The sequence below is a fragment of the Streptomyces sp. NPDC049887 genome, assembly GCF_040656535.1.
GTDB lineage: Bacteria > Actinomycetota > Actinomycetes > Streptomycetales > Streptomycetaceae > Streptomyces.
In genome coordinates this window covers 71,673-88,881 of sequence record NZ_JBFAMM010000016.1, presented here as the reverse complement: position 1 = coordinate 88,881, position 17,209 = coordinate 71,673, and the positions used below count along the sequence as shown (strand labels likewise).

15 protein-coding genes are annotated in these 17,209 nt (G+C 72.5%); 6 read left to right on the top strand and 9 right to left on the bottom strand.

The features are described 5' to 3' along the window. Positions 1–2: 2 nt before the first annotated feature. Both AB0J10_RS20545 and AB0J10_RS20540 read right to left on the bottom strand, forming a co-directional pair. The gene (locus AB0J10_RS20545) at positions 3–1,025 is read right to left on the bottom strand and encodes an OB-fold domain-containing protein (protein WP_363063540.1); all 1,023 of its coding nucleotides are present in this window, start codon (positions 1,023–1,025) and stop codon (positions 3–5) included. Between the two features lie 147 nt (positions 1,026–1,172). After that, positions 1,173–1,973, bottom strand: coding sequence for a crotonase/enoyl-CoA hydratase family protein (locus AB0J10_RS20540; RefSeq protein WP_363063538.1), 801 nt, complete (start codon positions 1,971–1,973; stop codon positions 1,173–1,175). A 176-nt stretch (positions 1,974–2,149) separates the two neighbouring features. Here AB0J10_RS20540 and AB0J10_RS20535 point away from each other — a divergent pair, with 176 nt between their 5' ends. The 3 genes from AB0J10_RS20535 (at position 2,150) to AB0J10_RS20525 (ending at position 6,121) form a co-directional block, all read left to right on the top strand. Continuing rightward, positions 2,150–3,781: an acyl-CoA synthetase gene (locus AB0J10_RS20535; protein WP_363063536.1), complete on the top strand. Its 1,632-nt coding sequence runs from the start codon at positions 2,150–2,152 to the stop codon at positions 3,779–3,781. Positions 3,782–3,950: 169 nt separating this feature from the next. Continuing rightward, positions 3,951–5,231 carry a histidinol-phosphate transaminase gene (locus AB0J10_RS20530; protein ID WP_363063534.1) on the top strand — a complete coding sequence of 427 codons (1,281 nt, stop codon included), beginning with the start codon at positions 3,951–3,953 and terminating at the stop codon, positions 5,229–5,231. An 83-nt stretch (positions 5,232–5,314) separates the two neighbouring features. Beyond that, complete coding sequence (locus tag AB0J10_RS20525; RefSeq protein ID WP_363063532.1) at positions 5,315–6,121, top strand: GNAT family N-acetyltransferase; 807 nt, start codon at positions 5,315–5,317, stop codon at positions 6,119–6,121. A 30-nt stretch (positions 6,122–6,151) separates the two neighbouring features. Here the strand turns inward: AB0J10_RS20525 and AB0J10_RS20520 are convergent, their stop codons facing one another. The 4 genes from AB0J10_RS20520 to AB0J10_RS20505 all read right to left on the bottom strand — a co-directional run bounded on the left by AB0J10_RS20520 (position 6,152) and on the right by AB0J10_RS20505 (position 10,355). Continuing rightward, the gene (locus tag AB0J10_RS20520; RefSeq protein WP_363063530.1) at positions 6,152–7,066 is read right to left on the bottom strand and encodes a LysR family transcriptional regulator; all 915 of its coding nucleotides are present in this window, start codon (positions 7,064–7,066) and stop codon (positions 6,152–6,154) included. Beyond that, positions 7,063–8,262 carry a glycine C-acetyltransferase gene (locus AB0J10_RS20515; RefSeq protein WP_363063528.1) on the bottom strand — a complete coding sequence of 400 codons (1,200 nt, stop codon included), beginning with the start codon at positions 8,260–8,262 and terminating at the stop codon, positions 7,063–7,065. Before AB0J10_RS20515 ends, AB0J10_RS20520 begins: the two co-directional genes overlap by 4 nt. An 80-nt stretch (positions 8,263–8,342) precedes the next feature. Continuing rightward, positions 8,343–9,371 (bottom strand): L-threonine 3-dehydrogenase, encoded by a 1,029-nt coding sequence (tdh, locus tag AB0J10_RS20510; protein ID WP_363063526.1) that lies wholly within the window; start codon positions 9,369–9,371, stop codon positions 8,343–8,345. A gap of 129 nt (positions 9,372–9,500) precedes the next feature. Next, positions 9,501–10,355, bottom strand: coding sequence for an alpha/beta hydrolase (locus tag AB0J10_RS20505; protein ID WP_363063524.1), 855 nt, complete (start codon positions 10,353–10,355; stop codon positions 9,501–9,503). Positions 10,356–10,547: 192 nt separating this feature from the next. Between AB0J10_RS20505 and paaK the strand changes: the two genes are divergently transcribed. The 3 genes from paaK to AB0J10_RS20490 all read left to right on the top strand — a co-directional run bounded on the left by paaK (position 10,548) and on the right by AB0J10_RS20490 (position 13,018). After that, complete coding sequence (gene paaK / locus AB0J10_RS20500) at positions 10,548–11,864, top strand: phenylacetate--CoA ligase PaaK (protein WP_363063522.1); 1,317 nt, start codon at positions 10,548–10,550, stop codon at positions 11,862–11,864. 252 nt (positions 11,865–12,116) lie between these two features. After that, positions 12,117–12,662: a hypothetical protein gene (locus AB0J10_RS20495; protein WP_363063520.1), complete on the top strand. Its 546-nt coding sequence runs from the start codon at positions 12,117–12,119 to the stop codon at positions 12,660–12,662. Positions 12,663–12,835: 173 nt separating this feature from the next. After that, on the top strand, positions 12,836–13,018 hold the full coding sequence (locus tag AB0J10_RS20490; protein WP_363063667.1) for a hypothetical protein: 183 nt from the start codon (positions 12,836–12,838) through the stop codon (positions 13,016–13,018). 118 nt (positions 13,019–13,136) lie between these two features. Here the strand turns inward: AB0J10_RS20490 and AB0J10_RS20485 are convergent, their stop codons facing one another. The 3 genes from AB0J10_RS20485 to AB0J10_RS20475 all read right to left on the bottom strand — a co-directional run bounded on the left by AB0J10_RS20485 (position 13,137) and on the right by AB0J10_RS20475 (position 17,175). Next, positions 13,137–14,237, bottom strand: a complete 1,101-nt coding sequence (locus AB0J10_RS20485) for an ionic transporter y4hA (RefSeq protein ID WP_363063518.1) — start codon at positions 14,235–14,237, stop codon at positions 13,137–13,139. Positions 14,238–14,491: 254 nt separating this feature from the next. Further along, entirely contained in the window at positions 14,492–16,069 is a 1,578-nt protein-coding gene (locus AB0J10_RS20480) for an acyl-CoA synthetase (protein ID WP_363063516.1), read from the bottom strand. Continuing rightward, entirely contained in the window at positions 16,066–17,175 is a 1,110-nt protein-coding gene (locus AB0J10_RS20475) for a nitronate monooxygenase family protein (RefSeq protein WP_363063515.1), read from the bottom strand. Before AB0J10_RS20475 ends, AB0J10_RS20480 begins: the two co-directional genes overlap by 4 nt. Positions 17,176–17,209 lie beyond the last annotated feature (34 nt).

Here is a 17,209-nt window from a genome sequence, read left to right as displayed (position 1 = left end):
GGCTACAGCAGCTCCTTGTAGGTGTCGTAGTCCGCGTCGGGTTCGCCGGTGGGCCGGTAGTGGTCGGGGTGCCGGCCGCCCTCGGTCCACACCGGTTCGACGCGCAGGCCCATGCGCACCCGGTCGTAGGGAATGCCCCCGATGCGGCCGTGGAGCGCGAGGCCGGCACCGTCGAGGGCGATGTGCGCGTACACGTACGGGACGTCGATGTCGAGGTTCTTCGCCTTGATGTTGACGATGCAGAACGTGGTGACGGTGCCGCGGGGACCGACCTCGACCTGTTCGGAGGTGGCGATGCCGCACGTCGGGCAGGCTCCCCTCGGCGGTACGTAGACCTTGCGGCAGGAGGGGCAGCGCTCGCCGGTGGTGCGGCGCTCCGCGAGGGCGTTGATGAAGCGGGTCTGGGCACGCCCGGGCGTGTAGGTGTAGTCGAGTCGGGCCGGGGCGACGACACCGGTGACGGGGTCGTCGAACTCCCCGCTGTGGGGGCGGGGTCCGGTCACGGCGCGCCCCTCGGTCCCGGCTGTCGCCGGGGTCGGGTCCCCCTGGCCGCGGTCCTCGTACGGCTCGAAGCAGGCGATGTCCGTGATGGCTCCCGCACGCTCGGCGGCCCAGCGGACGCGGACCCGCATTCCGGTGCGCACGGCGTCGGGGCCGGGCGCGTCGAGGGCGTGGAGGAGGGCCGTGTCGGCGCCGTCGAGCCTCACCAGTACCCAGGCGAAGGGGGTGGCGAGGGGTTGGCCCGGGCGCGGTTCCGGGTTCCAGGCCCAGGTGGTGACGGTGCCGGCGGTGCCGACCTCGACGAGTTCGCCTATCTCCTCGGCGGTCTCGGGGTCGTACTCCACGGGCGGGACCAGGACCCGGTCGCCGGTGGTCCTCACACCGAGCACGATGCGCTCGCGCAGACCGGTGAGGAAGGACGACTGCACGGGGCCGAGGGAGCGGGTGAAGGGGAACTCGACGGCGAACGGGGCGCGCAGCACCTCCGGTGCGGGAGGCACCCGGGGTGCGGGGGTGGCGGTCATGGGACTCCTTCTGCCGGTTGCGTAGGGAGGCCCCGGGGGTCCCCCGGGGTGCCGCGGCGCTCCCGCGCGGACCTTCGGCCGGTGGGGGCTCGGGCCGTCGCGGCTGCGGGACGGCGAGGCCGGGCGGTCGGGCGGCAGGCCGGGCGGTCAGGCTCGGCGGTACACGGGGTCGCGCCTCTCGGCGAAGGCGCGGGCGCCCTCCTTCGCGTCGGCGGTGTCGAAGACCGGCCAGCCGCGCTTCAGTTCGGCCGCGAGCCCGTCGGCCTCCGTCATCTCGGCGGTCTCGTAGACGGACGCCTTCACCGCCTCCACGGCGAGCGGCCCGCAGGCGTTGATCCGCCCGGCGATCTCGAGGGCCCGCTCAAGCGCCGTGCCGTCGGGGACGACGCTGCCGACGAGTCCGATGCGCTCCGCCTCGGCGGCGGTGTAGGGGCGGCCGGTGAGCAGCATCTCGAGGGCGTGGGTGCGCGGGATCTGACGCTGGAGCCGCACGGTCGAGCCGCCGATGGGGAAGAGTCCTCTGCGGACTTCGAACAGCCCGAACACGGCGCTCTCCGCGGCCACCCGGACGTCCGTGCCCTGGAGGATCTCGGTGCCGCCTGCGACGCAGGGCCCCTCGACCGCGGCGACGACCGGCTTGCGGGGGCGGTGGTGTCGGAGCATGGCCTTCCAGTGGAGATCGGGGTCGGCCCGGAGCCGGTCGCGGTACTCCTCGCCCTCCATGCCCTTCCCGGCCAGGGCCTTGAGGTCCATTCCGGCACAGAACGAGCCGCCCGCGCCGGTCAGGACGACCGAGCGGACGTCGTCGTCCGCGTCCGCCTCCAGCCAGGCGTCGTACAGACCGACCAGCATGGGCAGCGACAGCGCGTTCCTGGCCTCCGGTCTGTTCAGCGTGAGCACCAGGGTCGCGCCTTCGCGCAGCACGGTGAGGTGTTCCGTACCCGTCATGACCGTCCTCCCGTCGCAAGACCCAGAACAGGTTGCAGGAGCCGGAGGAACAGTTCAATAGTTTTCTGACAGGCAGTCAGATTACTTCTGCGGTAGCCCTTCCCAGTTGTGGGCGGCGGCGCTCTAATGACCGCTCCGAGGCGGTTGCGCCGTACTGGCCGGGGTCAGGAGGAACGGTGGAGTACAACCTTGCCGACCTGTTCGAGTCGGTCGTCGACGTGGTGCCGGACCGCGAGGCCCTCGTCTACGTCGACCGCCCCGGAACGGGGGCGGAGCGCCGGCTCACCTACGCGCAGCTCGACGCGGCGGCGAACCGGATCGCCCACCACCTCGCCGACGCCGGGCTTGAGCCCGGGGAGCACCTCGGGCTGCACCTCTACAACGGCGTCGAGTACCTGCAGACGGTCCTCGGCTGCCTCAAGGCACGCGTCGTCCCCGTCAACGTGAACTACCGCTACGTCGAGGAGGAACTGGTCTACCTCTACCGCGACGCCGATCTCGCGGCACTCGTCTTCGACGCCGAGTTCACCGGGCGGGTGGCGGCAGCACTGCCGCGGACGGAGAAGCTGCGGCACCTCGTGCGCGTCGGCGCACCGGAGCCGGACGCGCCGGCCCTGGACTGCACCGCGTTCACGGACGCCGAGGCATCCGGCTCGCCGGAGCGCGGCTTCGGGGCGCGCTCGGCGGACGACCAGTTCATCATCTACACCGGCGGCACGACCGGGATGCCCAAGGGTGTGATGTGGCGCCAGGAGGACCTCTTCTTCGCCGGGCTCGGCGGTGGAGCGCCGACCGGTGAGCCGGTGAAGCGCCCGGAGGAACTGGCGGAGCGTGTCGCCTCCGGCGGCGACGGCATCACCTTCTTCCCCACTCCCCCGCTGATGCACGGCACGTCGACACTCACGTCGTTCATCGGCTTCGGCTTCGGCCAGCGGGTGGTGCTGCACCGCAAGTACGTGCCGGAGGAGGTGCTGCGCACGATCGAGCGGGAGCGGGTGACGTCGGTGTCGCTGGTGGGCGACGCGATGCTGCGACCGCTGGTCGACGCCCTGAACGGCCCGCTGAAGGGCACGGACCTCTCGTCGTTGTTCAGCGTGTCGTCCTCCGGCGCGATCATGTCCGAGACGGTGCGGGAGCAGTTCAAGGCACTGGCACCGCATGTGATGCTCCTGGACAACTTCGGCTCCTCGGAGTCCGGCTTCAACGGCACCGCCACGGAGGACTCGGGTCCGGAGAACGGGTTCCGGCTGCGGGTCAACCACCGTACTCAGGTGGTCGACCCGGTCACCCGCGAGCCGGTCGCGGTGGGCGAGCCGGGCCGCATCGCCCAACGCGGCCATGTACCGCTCGGCTACTACAACGACCCGGCCAAGACCGCCGAGACCTTCTTCGGCCGGGACGGCGAGCGCTGGGTGCTGCTCGGCGACATGGCCACGGTGGACGAGGAGGGCGTGGTCACCGTGCTGGGACGGGGCTCCCAGTGCATCAACACCGGTGGGGAGAAGGTCTATCCGGAGGAGGTCGAGCAGGCGCTGAAGGCCCATCCGGACGTCTACGACGCGCTGGTGGCCGGGGTTCCCGACGCCAAGTGGGGCAACCACGTGGCCGCTGTCGTACAACTGCGGGAGGGGGCGCCCGCGCTGGACCTGGGGTCCCTCCAGGCGCACTGCCGCAGCCGGCTGGCGGGGTACAAGATCCCGCGGCAGCTGGTCCTCGCCCCGGCCATCCAGCGCTCTCCGAGCGGCAAGGCGGACTACCGCTGGGCACGGGCGGTCGCCGCGGCGGCCGGCGGCACCGGGACGCCGTGAGCCCTCGCCGGACGCCCCACGGGGCCCGGCGAGGGCGAACCGCCCACGGTCAGGGGCGGCGCCCGTCCCGCCCGTCCCGGGAACCTCGTCGGCCACTCGCGTTGAGCACGGTCGCGCGACCGTACGTATTCCCCGGCAGGGAGCAGCGAGCCACCTCCGGAGGAACCCCATGGCCGAAGCCGGCAGCAACGTCACCGAGCTCTTCCGCACGTCCACGGCGCACAGCCCGTCGTACGCCGCCCTGAGCCGGGCGACCGGTGACCAGCAGCCGATCACCGACTTCTGCATCCCCTGCAACCCGTACTTCCCGACACCCGGGATGTTCGAGGAACTGGGTGACCGACTGCGGGATATCCTCACCTACTACCCCAGCAGCGCGGACACCATCACCGCGGAGCTGTGCTCGGTGCTGGGGCTCAATCCGCAGACCGTGGCCATGGGCAACGGCTCCACCGAACTGATCACCTGGATCGACCATCTGCTGGTGCGCGAGTCGCTGGCGGTGCCGGTGCCGACGTTCGGCCGCTGGACGGACCAGCCGATGGAGACGGGCAAGCGCGTGGACATGTTCCCGCTGCCCGAGTCGCACGGTTTCGTGCTCGATCCGGCGTCGTTCGTCGACTTCGTCCGCTCGCGCGGCTCCCGCACCGCCGTCATCTGCAATCCGAACAACCCGGACGGCGGTCTGCTGCCGCGGCACGCCGTCCTCGCCCTGCTCGACCAGCTCCAGGACCTGGACCTGGTCGTCGTGGACGAGTCGTTCCTGGAGTTCGCCGACGCCGAGGCGGACGCCAGTGTCGTCGGCGACGCGGTGCTGCGGCCCAACACGATCGTACTGAGGAGCCTGGGCAAGAACTTCGGGCTCCACGGGGTGCGCTTCGGCTATCTCGTCGCCAACCCGGGGCTCGCCGGGCGGGTGCGGGCGGCCCTGCCCAAGTGGAACCTCAACTCCTTCGCGGAGACCGTGGTGTTCATGCTGAAGGAGCACCGGCTGGAGTATGCGCACAGTCTGCGGCTGGTACAGCGCGACCGCCAGGAGATGATCTGGCAGCTGAGCAGGTTGCCCGGGCTCACGGTGTACCCGTCGCAGGGCAACTTCGTGTACGTGCGGCTCCCGGAGGGGGCGGACGGCGCGCTGCTGCGGGACCGGCTGCTGGAGGAGCACGGGGTGCTGGTGCGGGAGTGCGGCAACAAGATCGGCAGCTCCAGCAGGTACCTGCGGCTCGTGGTGCGACCGCAGCCGGACGTCCAGCGGCTGGTGGCGGGGCTGGAGCGGACGCTGTACGGGACGCCCCACACGTCCGGCCCGGCCCCGGTGCCCGGCCAGGCCCTGGTGCCGGCCGGCCGGCATCCCGGCCCCATGCCCATGCCCGCCCAGGCGGACCCGGCCCACGCACTGCCGTACGCCTCCGGTACGGCGGCGGTGGACCGGCTGGTGCAGGGCGCCTGAACCCGGCCCGCGAGGCGACCACCGCCCTCCGGTACCGGTGAAACTCCGTTGCCGCAGCCCCGCCCCGGTGCTGGACTGGCCGGATGGGTCATCATGAGGCGGTACTCGCGCTGCACGACCGGCAGATGCGGCGGGGCGCGGTGGCGGACGGACCGGGTGCACGGGTCGAGCACGTGGGCGGGGTGGTCCGGCAGACCGCCGGGCACGACGGCGGCTGGGACGGGGTCCTCTGGTCGGACCTGGACGGGGCGACGGCCGACGTGGCCGTCGCGGAGCAGGTGCACCACTTCGCCTCCCTCGGGCGGGATTTCGAGTGGAAGCTGTACGGACACGACCGGCCGGCCGACCTGGCGGACCGGCTGCTCGCCGCCGGGTTCGTACGGGAGCCGACCGAGACGCTGATGGCCGCCCCGGTCGGCGCCCTCCGGGACCTCGAGGTGGAGCTCCCCGCGGGGGTGACGCTCCACGAGGTGACGGACGCGGCCGGGGTGGAGCTCGCGGTGCGCGGTTACGCGCGGGCGTTCGGCGCGGACGGCTCCTGGCTGCGGGAGCACCTGCTGGCGCAGCTGCCGTCGGAGCGGCGGACGGTGGTGGCCGTGGTGGCGACCGTGGACGGGGAACCGGTCGGCTCCTCGCGGCTGGAGCTGGCCCCCGGCCGGGACTTCGCCGGTCTGTGGAGCGGAGGCACGGTACCGGAGTGGCGCGGCCGCGGTCTGTACCGGGCCTCGGTGGCCTTCCGCGCACGCATCGCGGCCGAGCGGGGCCACCGCTACCTCCAGGTGGACGCGCTGCCGTCGAGCCGGCCGATCCTGGAACGGCTGGGATTCACCGCGCTGGGCACGACGACGCCGTTCCGGTACCGGCCGCCGGCGCCGGCCCGGCAGGGGTGACGCCGCCCCGGGCCCGAGCCCGGCGGACGGTCAGCCGGTGGAGAGACCCGCCGCAGCGCGTGCCAGGGCCTCCAGGACCGGGCTGAGCAGCGGATGGCTCTCGGCGCCGCGCCGGACCGCCGCGAAGACGCGCCGGGTGGCGGCCGGGCCGGCGACGGGAAGGACCACGGTGTCCTTCAGCTCCATGCCGCGCAGGGCCGAGCGGGGTACGAGGGCCACTCCGGCGCCCGCGCCGGCCAGGGCCACCACGGCCCGGAAGTCGTCGGACGAGTGGGTGAGGCGCGGCTGGAATCCGGCGAGTTCGCAGGCCAGGAGCATCACGTCATGGCAGGGGTTGCCGGGGTACTGGCCGATCCAGTCACTGTCCGCGAGGGCGGCGAGCTCCACCTGGCCGCGATCCGCGAGCGGGTGGCCGCACCGCAGTACGGCGTCGAAGGGCTCCGCGTAGAGCGGGACGCGCGCGAGGCGACGGTCGTCCTCACGCGGGGCACCCCGGTACTCCACGGCCAGGGCGAGGTCGGCCTCCCCGTCCAGGACCATGGGCAGGCTCTCGTCGCCCTCGGCGTCGCGGACGCGCACCCGGATCCCCGGGTTGTCCTGGGCGAGCCGTCCGATGGCCGGAGCGAGGACCTCGGCGATCCCGGTGGCGAAGGAGGCGACGGTGACCTCACCGGCCGCGCCGCCCGCGTATGCCGCGAGTTCCGCCTCCGCCCGTTCCAGCTGGGAGAGCACGGCGTGGGCGTGGCCGAGCAGGATCTCGCCCGCCGTCGTCAGCGTCACGCCCCGCCCGCTGCGGATGAGCAGGGTGTGGCCGGTCTCCTGCTCCAGCGCGGCGAGCTGCTGGGAGACGGCCGACGGGGTCAGATACAGCGCCGCGGCCGCGGCGGTCACCGTACGGTGGTCCGCCACGGCACGCAGAATGCGGAGCCTGCGAGGGTCGATCACCCCGCCATTGTCGCCCGGGCGTCGACGAACGCCCCCACGGCCCGTTCCACGTCCTCGGCCGAGTGCGCTGCGGAGAGCTGCACCCGGATGCGGGCCTGGCCCATGGGGACGACCGGGTACGAGAAGCCGATCACATAGACGCCGCGCTCCAGCAGCAGCTCGGCCATGCGCCCGGCCTCGGCGGCGTCGCCGATCATGACGGGGGCGATCGCGTGGTCGCCGGGCAGGATCTCGAAGCCCTCCTCGCTCATCCGGCGGCGGAAGAGCGCGGTGTTGGCGGCGAGCTTCCCGCGCAGGTCGCCGGCCGACTCCAGCAGGTCGAGGACCTTGAGGGAGGCGGCGGCGATGACCGGGGCGAGGGAGTTGGAGAACAGGTACGGGCGGGAGCGCTGGCGCAGCAGCTCGACGATCTCGGCGCGGGCCGCGACGTAGCCGCCGGAGGCTCCGCCGAGGGCCTTGCCGAGGGTGCCGGTGATGATGTCGACGCGGTCCATGACGCCGTGCAGCTCGGGGGTGCCGCGGCCGCCGGGGCCGACGAAGCCGACGGCGTGCGAGTCGTCGACCATGACCATCGCGTCGTACCGGTCGGCCAGGTCGCAGATCTCGTTCAGCGGCGCGACGTAGCCGTCCATGGAGAAGACGCCGTCGGTGACGATCAGCTTGCGGCGGGCGCCGCCGTCGGCCGCCTCCTTGAGGCGGGCCTCCAGCTCGGCCATGTCGCGGTTGGCGTAGCGGAAGCGGGCGGCCTTCGACAAGCGGATGCCGTCGATGATGCTGGCGTGGTTGAGCGCGTCGGAGATGACGGCGTCCTCCGGGCCGAGGAGGGTCTCGAATACGCCGCCGTTGGCGTCGAAGCAGGAGGAGTAGAGGATCGTGTCCTCCTGGCCGAGGAACGCGGACAGGCGCCGCTCGAGCTCCTTGTGGACCTCCTGGGTGCCGCAGATGAAGCGGACGGAGGCCATGCCGTAGCCCCAGCGGTCGAGGGCTTCCTTGCCGGCGGCGACGACCTCGGGATGATCGGCGAGTCCGAGGTAGTTGTTGGCGCAGAAGTTCAGGACCTCTCCGGGGGCGCCGCCGGCGGTGACGGCCACCGAGGCCGACTGGGGGGTGCCGATGACCCGCTCGGGCTTGTGGAGGCCGGCGGCGCGGATCTCGTCGAGGGTGGCGCGGAGGTCGTCGCGCACGGAGGCGTACATGCGGGGTGCTCCCTTGGGGTGTGGCTGCGGGCGGGTGGCGGAGGACGCCTTGCGGCCCGGCGCGTGCGCCGGGCCGGGGCTCAGGCGGTCCAGTCGAGGATGATCTTGCCGCTGCGGGCGGTGGCGGCCTCGTCGAAGGCGGCCTCGAAGTCCTGGTAGCCGTAACTGCCGGTGATCACGGGGCTGAGGTCGAGCCCGCCCTCCAGCAGGACCGTCATCGCGTACCAGGTCTCGAACATCTCGCGGCCGTAGATGCCCTTGATCGTGATCATCGAGGTGACGATCTTCGACCAGTCGACGGCGAAGTCCTGCGCGGGCAGGCCGAGCATCGCGATCCGGCCGCCGTGCGTCATGTTGTCGATCATGTCGCGGACGGCCTCGGGACGGCCGGACATCTCCAGGCCGACGTCGAAGCCCTCCTTCAGCCCCAGCGAGCGCTGTGCCTCGGCGATGCCGGTCTCGGCGACGTTGACGGCCAGCGTGGCACCCACCTTGCGGGCCAGTTCCAGACGGGGCTCGCTCACATCGGTGATCACGACGTTGCGGGCGCCGGCGTGACGGGCGACGGCCGCCGCCATGACGCCGATCGGGCCCGCGCCGGTGATGAGGACGTCCTCGCCGACGAGCGGGAACGACAGCGCCGTGTGCACCGCGTTGCCGAACGGGTCGAAGATCGCGGCGACGTCGAGGTCGACATGGGTGCGGTGGACCCAGACGTTCGACGCGGGCAGGGAGACGTACTCGGCGAACGCACCGTCGCGGCCGACGCCGAGCCCGACCGTGCTGCGGCACAGATGGCGGCGGCCGGCCAGGCAGTTGCGGCACTTTCCGCAGACGAGATGGCCCTCGCCGCTGACCAGGTCGCCGACGGCCACGTCCTCGACGTCCGTGCCGACGGCGGCGACCTCTCCGACGAACTCGTGGCCGGCCACGAGCGGCGTGGAGATCGCCTGCTGCGCCCAGCCGTCCCAGGAGCGGATGTGCAGATCGGTCCCGCAGATGCCGGTGCGCAGAACCTTGATCAGCACGTCGCCGGGACCGTGGTCGGGCTCGGGGACGTCCATGAGCCACAGCCCGGGCTCGGCGTGCTGCTTGACGAGTGCCTTCATGAGTGCGGCTCCAGGCGTGGCGAGGGTTGACCAGGCATGACGACCCGGCCGGCGGTGATGCGCACCAATCTGCCGAGCCCAGGGCGTTCAGTCCATCGAGATCTTCTTAAGCCGGCCGACAGCAGAGCTTCACGGCGGTCGTCCGGCCTCCAGGAAGGCGGCGACGGTACGGCGGAAGGCACCGGGGTCGTCGAGCCACGGATAGTGGCCGGCGCCGGACTGCACGGCCGCCGTACCGTGCGGGAACAGCGCGGCGATCTCGCGTGCCCGGGCGGGGGTCGGCCCGCCGTCGTACTCCCCGGCGAGGACGAGGACGGGCACCTCCAGTGCGGCGAGCGCCTTCCGCGTGGCGCCCGGGTCGAACGCGCCTTCGGCGTAGTAGCCACCGCGCGCGTGCGGGTTCGTCTGGTGCGCGTCGTCCGCCGCGTGCTCCCGGGCGGCGGCGTCCCAGCGGCCGTACATGAAGGGCACGATGTCCGGCCAGAGGTCGTCGAGCTCCGCCCCGCCGAGGAACGCCTCCCAGGCCGAGCGGCCCGCCTCGTACCAGGGTTCGCCCCGGCGCAGCGCGACCGCGCCGCGCCAGTCCTCCGCGGTGGCCTCGATGCCGAGGGCGCGGGTGCCGGGGGTGACGAGGGTCAGTGAGCGCACCCGTCCGGGGTGCGCCGCCGCGTACAGCAGGGCGAGGTTGCCGCCCGCCGAGTGGGCGAGGACGTCGGCGCGATCGAGCCCGAGGTGCTCGCGGAGCGCCTCGACGTCGTCGACGAGCCGGTCGCAGCGGTACGTCGCGTCGTCGCCGGGGACCGCGGAGTCGCCGGTGCCGCGCAGATCGAGCCGTACGAGCCCGCGGTGGGCCGCCAGGCCGCCGAGGTCGCCGAGGTACGCGGAGGCGCGCATCGGACCGCCGGGCAGGCAGACCAGCGGCTCGCCCTCGCCCTCGGCGTGGTAGGCGAGCCCCGTGCCGTCGTGGGCGCTGAAGGTCGGCATACGGTGATCCTCTCCGGGCGCCGGCGATCCCGCCAACGGATCGGGCAGCCCAGGGTGCGCCGCGCGCCCGACGGAGCCGGCCTGGCCGCACCCATGTCTTGACGCCCGGCCGGGGTGACTGGGTTACTGATCCCGGACACGTCGACCGAATGATCGGTCGCCCGGTTTGCGAGTGACACGGGAGTCATCCGTATGACGGATCGGACGGACCTGACGGACCCGACGGAGGACCTGCTGGACGCCGGTGAGCGCCTCGGCCGTGACGAGCTGCGGGCCCTGCAGCTCGAACGGCTGGGGTCGGCCCTGTGCCACGCGTACGACAACGTCGGCTTCTACCGGGAGGCGTTCGACAAGGCCGGGCTGCGGCCCGAGGACTGCCGCTCCCTCGCGGACCTGGCCCGCTTCCCCTTCACCACCAAGGCGGACCTGCGCGACAACTACCCGTTCGGGATGTTCGCCGTGGAGCAGTCGCGGGTGCGCCGCATCCACGCCTCAAGCGGCACGACCGGACGGCCCACGGTGGTCGGGTACACCGACCGGGACCTGGACACCTGGGCGGACGTGGTGGCCCGCTCCATCCGCGCGGCCGGCGGCAGGCCGGGGCACAAGGTCCATGTGGCGTACGGGTACGGCCTGTTCACGGGCGGGCTCGGCGCGCACTACGGCGCCGAGCGCCTCGGCTGCACGGTGATCCCGGCCTCGGGCGGGATGACGGCCCGGCAGGTGCAGCTGATCCAGGACTTCCGGCCCGAGATCATCATGGTGACCCCGTCGTACATGCTGACGCTGCTGGACGAGTTCGAGCGGCAGGGCGTCGATCCGCGCTCCACCTCTCTGAAGGTGGGGATATTCGGCGCGGAGCCGTGGACCGAGGAGATGCGGCGGGAGATCGAGGAGCGGTTCGCGATCGACGCGGTCGACATCTACGGGCTGTCGGAGGTGATGGGGCCGGGCGTGGCCCAGGAGTGCGTGGAGACCAAGGACGGTCTGCACATCTGGGAGGACCACTTCTATCCGGAGGTCGTGGACCCCCTCACGGGCGAGGTGCTTCCGGACGGCGAGGAGGGCGAGCTGGTCTTCACCTCGCTCACCAAGGAGGCCATGCCCGTGATCCGGTACCGGACGCGGGATCTGACGAGGCTGCTGCCGGGGACGGCCCGGGTGTTCCGGAGGATGGAGAAGGTCACCGGGCGCAGCGACGACATGATCATCCTGCGTGGGGTGAACCTCTTCCCGACCCAGATCGAGGAGATCGTGCTCCGCACGCCCGGTGTCGCCCCGCACTTCCAGCTGCGCCTGACGCGGGAGGGCCGGATGGACGCGCTCACCGTCCGGGCCGAGGCGCGCGAGGGCGTGTCGACTGAGCAGCGCGAGGCCGCGGCCGTGGGCATCGCGGCGGCGGTCAAGGACGGGGTCGGCGTGTCCGTCGCGGTCGAGGTGGTCGATCCGGAGACGCTGGAGCGATCCGTCGGCAAGATCAAGCGGATCGTCGACCTTCGGTCGACCTGACCGGCTCTTGAGGACCGGCCCGGAGACAGCGCAGGGCCGGCTGCCGCCCACTCGCGCCCCACCGCCCAGACGGCGTGGACCTCGCGCCCCTGCCCGCGTCGCGAGGACCCGCGCCGCGCACCCCACCACCCTCGCCCGGTCCACCCGAACGCCCGCCACGCTTTGCGGTCCACCCGCGCCGGACGGACCATCACTGCGGAAGCCTCCTGCCACAGGCCACCCGGGCCTGTCCGTCCCGCGGAGGGATACGCCGTGGACACATCCTCACTGGCCGGTATCGAGTCGGTCGTCAAGGGCGGAAGAGCCGTGATGGCGGCCGACGACACCGCTGTCGTGGACGCTGTGAAGGAGACCGTGCGCAGCGGCCGTACGGCGACCTTCTATCTGACCCGGTCCCAGTTCGACGCCGTGAACGCCTGGTACTGGACCCCCAACCGGATGAAGCAACTCGGCCTGGAGCCGGTGTCCGACGAGGAGATGGCCCGGATCACGGCGGAACTCGGGGCCGAGGCGTGCGGATCCGCCTACTCCAACCGGATCAAGTGCCCTTCCGGCCACATCTACGGGGCGTTCGAGTTCGTCAAGCAGGGAATCGAGGAACACGGTCTCGATGCCACCCGGGCGGTGTTCGCGCTCAAGGACACCGCCGTGATCCGCGCCAACCCCCACCAACAGGTGCAGTGCGTCGAGTGCCGCCGCCGGCTCGCCACCCCGCACTACTACGTCTACTGGGGCTACGGCTGCTGCGTGGACCTGGACGACACCTCGACCGCGGCCTTCGCCTCCCGGCGCCGCTGACCCGGTGCCCGGGGCCGAAGCCCCCCGGCGCACAGGGACGGGCCGTTCGACGGACGGGCCGGTTCGGCGGACGGGCGGTTCCACGGGCCGGTTTCGGCGCGCCGCCGGGCACCGGCTAAGCTCGGCAGCCGCCTCCGGAACCGGAGGTGGAACTTGTCTGCGGAAAGGGCTGGTTGGCTGTGTGGCAAGAGGCGCCGATCTACGACCGGCTCGTCACCGAACGCGGTGATGTGCCCGCTCAGGTGCGCCGGGAGGCCGAGCGGACGCTGCGCGGCCTGGAGCAGGTGATCCGGTCGGGTGCGATTCCGGCCGGTGTCCCCCCACAGCAGGCTCAGCCGTTCCCGCCCGGCGGTTAGGCCGTCTTGCCGGATCATCCGACCGCCGGCTGGATCGGGGAGCGTGGGCCCGGCGCCGGCAGAAGCGACCTCGCCGGTGCCGACGGCGGTCCGGGTCGGACCGTCGCCCCGCCCGTCGTCAGGGGCTGAACGACAGCAGGACGAAGGCGGCGAACAGCACGAGGTGGACGAAGCCCTGGAGCAGGGTGGCCCGGCCGGGGACCACGGTCAGGGCACTGACCACGGCGGTGAGGGTGAGCAGCACCAGGTGGGTGGCGTCGATTCCGAGGATCAGCGCACCGGGCAGCCAGATCGAGGCGAGGGCGATCGCCGGGACGGTCAGCCCGATGCTGGCGATGGCGGAGCCGTAGGCGAGATTCAGACTGGTCTGCATGCGGTCCCGGCGGGCGGCGCGAACGGCGGCGAGGGTCTCGGGCATCAGCACCATCAGGGCGATGACGACGCCGACGACGGAGTTGGGCAGTCCGGCCGATGCCACTCCGCCCTCGATGGTCGGTGAGACGAGTTTGGCGTCGCCCACGACGGCCACGAGCGCCACGAACAGCAGCGCGACGCTCCACCAGGTCTGGCGCACCCCCGGCGGTGGGGCGTGCTCGTCGGGGTCGCTCCCCCGCCCTTCACGTTCGACGGGCAGGAAGTAGTCGCGGTGCCGGACGGTCTGCACGGCGATGAAGATGGCGTAGAGGCAGAGCGAGGCGATCGCGGCGAATGCCAGCTGGGCCGTGGTGAACTCGCCGCCCGGGCGGCCGGTGGTGAAACTCGGCAGCACCAGTGTCATGGTCGCGAGGGTGCACACGGTGGCCAGCGCCCCACCCGAGCCCTCGGCGTGGAAGACGGCGATCCGCTTGCGCAGGGCGGTGACGAGCAGCGACAGTCCGACGATCCCGTTGCATGTGATCATCACCGCCGCGAAGACGGTGTCCCTGGCGTAGGTGGATGCCTTGTCCCCGCCGCCCGCCATCAGGGTGACGATGAGTCCGACCTCGATGACGGTCACCGCGACGGCGAGGACGATCGAGCCGAACGGCTCGCCGACCCGGTGCGCGACGACCTCGGCATGGTGGACCGCGGCCAGCACGGCACCGACGAGGCACAGTCCCACCACGGTCACGGCGAAGCCCGGAAGGTGCCGGCCCCAGCCGACGACGAGCGCCAGCGCGGCGGCCACCGGCACCCAGGTGGTCCACTGCGCGCCCAGCGCCTTCGTGCCGGTCTTCATGCGCGCCACGCTGCCAGGAGGCCGGGCGGCCCGCGCGGCCTGGTGGGCCAACGGGACCACGGGACCACGGGGCCGGGGTACGGGGTCCGGGGGGTACGGGGCGGTCCCCGGACCCCCCGGAGTCCCCGGAGCCCCCGTACCCCCGACGGGACCGCGGCGGGCGGGCTCCCGTGCGGGGCTCGGATCCCGCCCCGCCGCACCGGGACCACGTCCTGAGCCGGGCCGGGCACCGCGGGGCGGGAGCCCACAGGCCGTCACACCGGGCGCTCCTGCCCCTCCCAGTACGGTTCGCGCAGCCGGCGCTTGTAGAGCTTGCCGTTGGGGTCGCGGGGCATGGCGGCGGTGAAGTCCACGCTCCTGGGCCGTTTGTAGCCCGCGAGACGCTCCTCGCAGTGGGCGAGGAGCTCGGTGGCGAGGCCGGGGCCGGGGGTGTGGCCCTCGGTCGGCTCGACGACGGCCTTGACCTCCTCGCCCCGGTCGGCGTGCGGGACGCCGAAGACGGCGGCGTCGGCGACGGCCGGATGGCCGAGGAGCACGGACTCGATCTCGGCGGGGTAGATGTTGACGCCGCCCGAGATGATCATGTCGATCTTGCGGTCGCGCAGGAAGAGGTAGCCGTCCTCGTCGAGGATACCGAGGTCGCCGACCGTGAAGAAGTCGCCGATGCGGTTCCCCCGGGTCTTGGCCTCGTCCTTGTGGTAGCTGAAGCCCCCGGTGGACATCCTCATGTAGACGGTGCCGAGTTCACCGGGTGACAGCCGGTTTCCGTGGTCGTCGAAGACGGCGAGTTCACTGATGGGCCAGGCCCGCCCGACCGTGCCGGGCTTCTTGAGCCAGTCCTCGGCGGTGGCGAAGGCACCGCCGCCCTCGCTCGCCGCGTAGTACTCCTCGACGCAGTGCCCCCACCAGTCGATCATCGCCCGCTTCACGTGGTCGGGGCAGGGTGCGGCGCCGTGGATGGCGTGCCGCATGGAGCCGACGTCGTACCGGGCACGGACCTCCTCGGGCAGCGCGAGCAGCCGGTGGAAGTGGGTCGGGACCATATGGGTGTGGGTGCAGGCATGGGTGTCGATGAGCCGCAGCATCTCCTCGGGCGTCCACTTGTCCATCAGCACCAGGCGGTGGCCGATGTGCAGTGACGCTCCCGCGAACTGGAGCACGGCCGTGTGGTAGAGCGGCGAGCACACGAGGTGGACGTTGTCGTCGAAGGGCCTGATGCCGAAGATGCCGAGGAACCCCCCGAGGTGCGTCTCCTCCGGTGGCCTGCCGGGCAGCGGACGGCGGATGCCCCGGGGCCGGCCGGTGGTGCCGGAGGTGTAGTTCATGACCCAGCCGAGGGTGCGGTCCCCCGGCGGCGTCGCCGGCTGTCCGTCCAGCAGCGCGGCGTAGGGGCGGAAGCCGTCCACCTCCCCGACGGCGTAGCGGCGGTCCGCGGGCAGCCCCGCCTCCTCCGCGGCGGCGGTCGCCGCGGCGCCGAAGCGTGCGTGCGCGATGAGGACTTCGGCACCGGAGTCGGCGACGATCCAGGCGATCTCCGGGCCGACCAGATGGTGGTTGACGGGTACGAGGTAGAAGCCCGCCTGGGAGGCGGCGAGGTAGGCGGTGAGGAACTCCACGCCGTTGGGCAGTACGACGGCGAAGGCGTCGCCCCGCCGCATCCCCGCCGCGCGCAGCCCGTGCACGAGGCGGTTGACGTCCTCGTGCAGACGTCCCGCGGTCCATTCCTCGCCTCCGGGGGCGATCAGCACGGTCCGATCCGGATCGGCGCCGGCCTGGGCCCAGAAGCCTCCCGGGGTGTCGGTCAGCGGTGCCCCCGGCGGCCGTTCGCTCATGATGCGCTCCTTCCGGCGATGCGTTGGACGCGGTCCACGGCACGTTCGAATCCGCGGGTGAGCTCGTCGAACACCTGCCGGACGCTCCGCTCCGAGTTCATCCGGCCGACGATCTGCCCGACGGGTGTGCCGAGGAGCGGTTCGGTCCCGTACCTCTGGATGCGGGAGACGGCTTCGGCGACGAGCAGGCCCTGGAGGGGCATGGGCAGGGTGCCGGGCCCGTCCGGGTCGTCCCAGGCGTCGGTCCACTCGGTGCGCAGCTGGCGTGCAGGTTTGCCGGTGAGGGCGCGGGAGCGGACGGTGTCGCCGGATCCCGCGGCGAGCAGTTTCGCGGTGAGCGCGCGGGAGTGGAGGTCGGCCTCGGTGGTGGTGAGCCAGACCGAGCCGAGCCAGACGCCCTGGGCGCCCAGGGCCAGTCCGGCGGCGATCTGCTCGCCGCTGCCGATGCCTCCGGCGGCGAGCACCGGCAGCGGGCCGACGGCGTCGACGACTTCGGGGGTGAGCACCATCGAGGCGATCTCACCGGTGTGGCCGCCCGCCTCGTAGCCCTGCGCGACGACGATGTCGATGCCCGCCTCGGCGTGACGGCGGGCGTGCGCGGCGCTGCCGGCGAGGGCCGCGACGAGCACTCCGTGGCCGTGGGCGCGATCGACGACGTCGGGGGGCGGGGAGCCGAGGGCGTTGGCGAGGAGCTTGATCGGATAGTCGAAGGCGACGTCGAGCTGGCCGCGGGCGACGTGTTCCATCCAGCCCGTGATCCGCCAGCCGGACGCCTCACCGGAGGGCAGCGGGGGTACATCGTGTTCGGCGAGGAGTTGTTCGACGAAGCGGCGGTGCCCTTCGGGGATCATGGCCTCGACGTCGGCCTCGGTGACGCCCTCGACCTTCCTGGCCGGCATCACGACATCCAGTCCGTACGGTCTGCCGCCGGTGTGCTCCTGCATCCAGTCAAGGTCCCGGGCGAGGTCCCCGGGCGAGGTGTAGCGGACCGCGCCCAGGACACCGAGGCCCCCGGCCCGGCTGATGGCGGCGGCGACCGCGGGGAAGGGGGTGAAGCCGAAGATGGCGTGCTCGATGCCCAGTCTCTTGCTCAGCTCCGTCTCCATGGGCGCAGGATGCCGCAGTGGAGCGGCCGAGGGA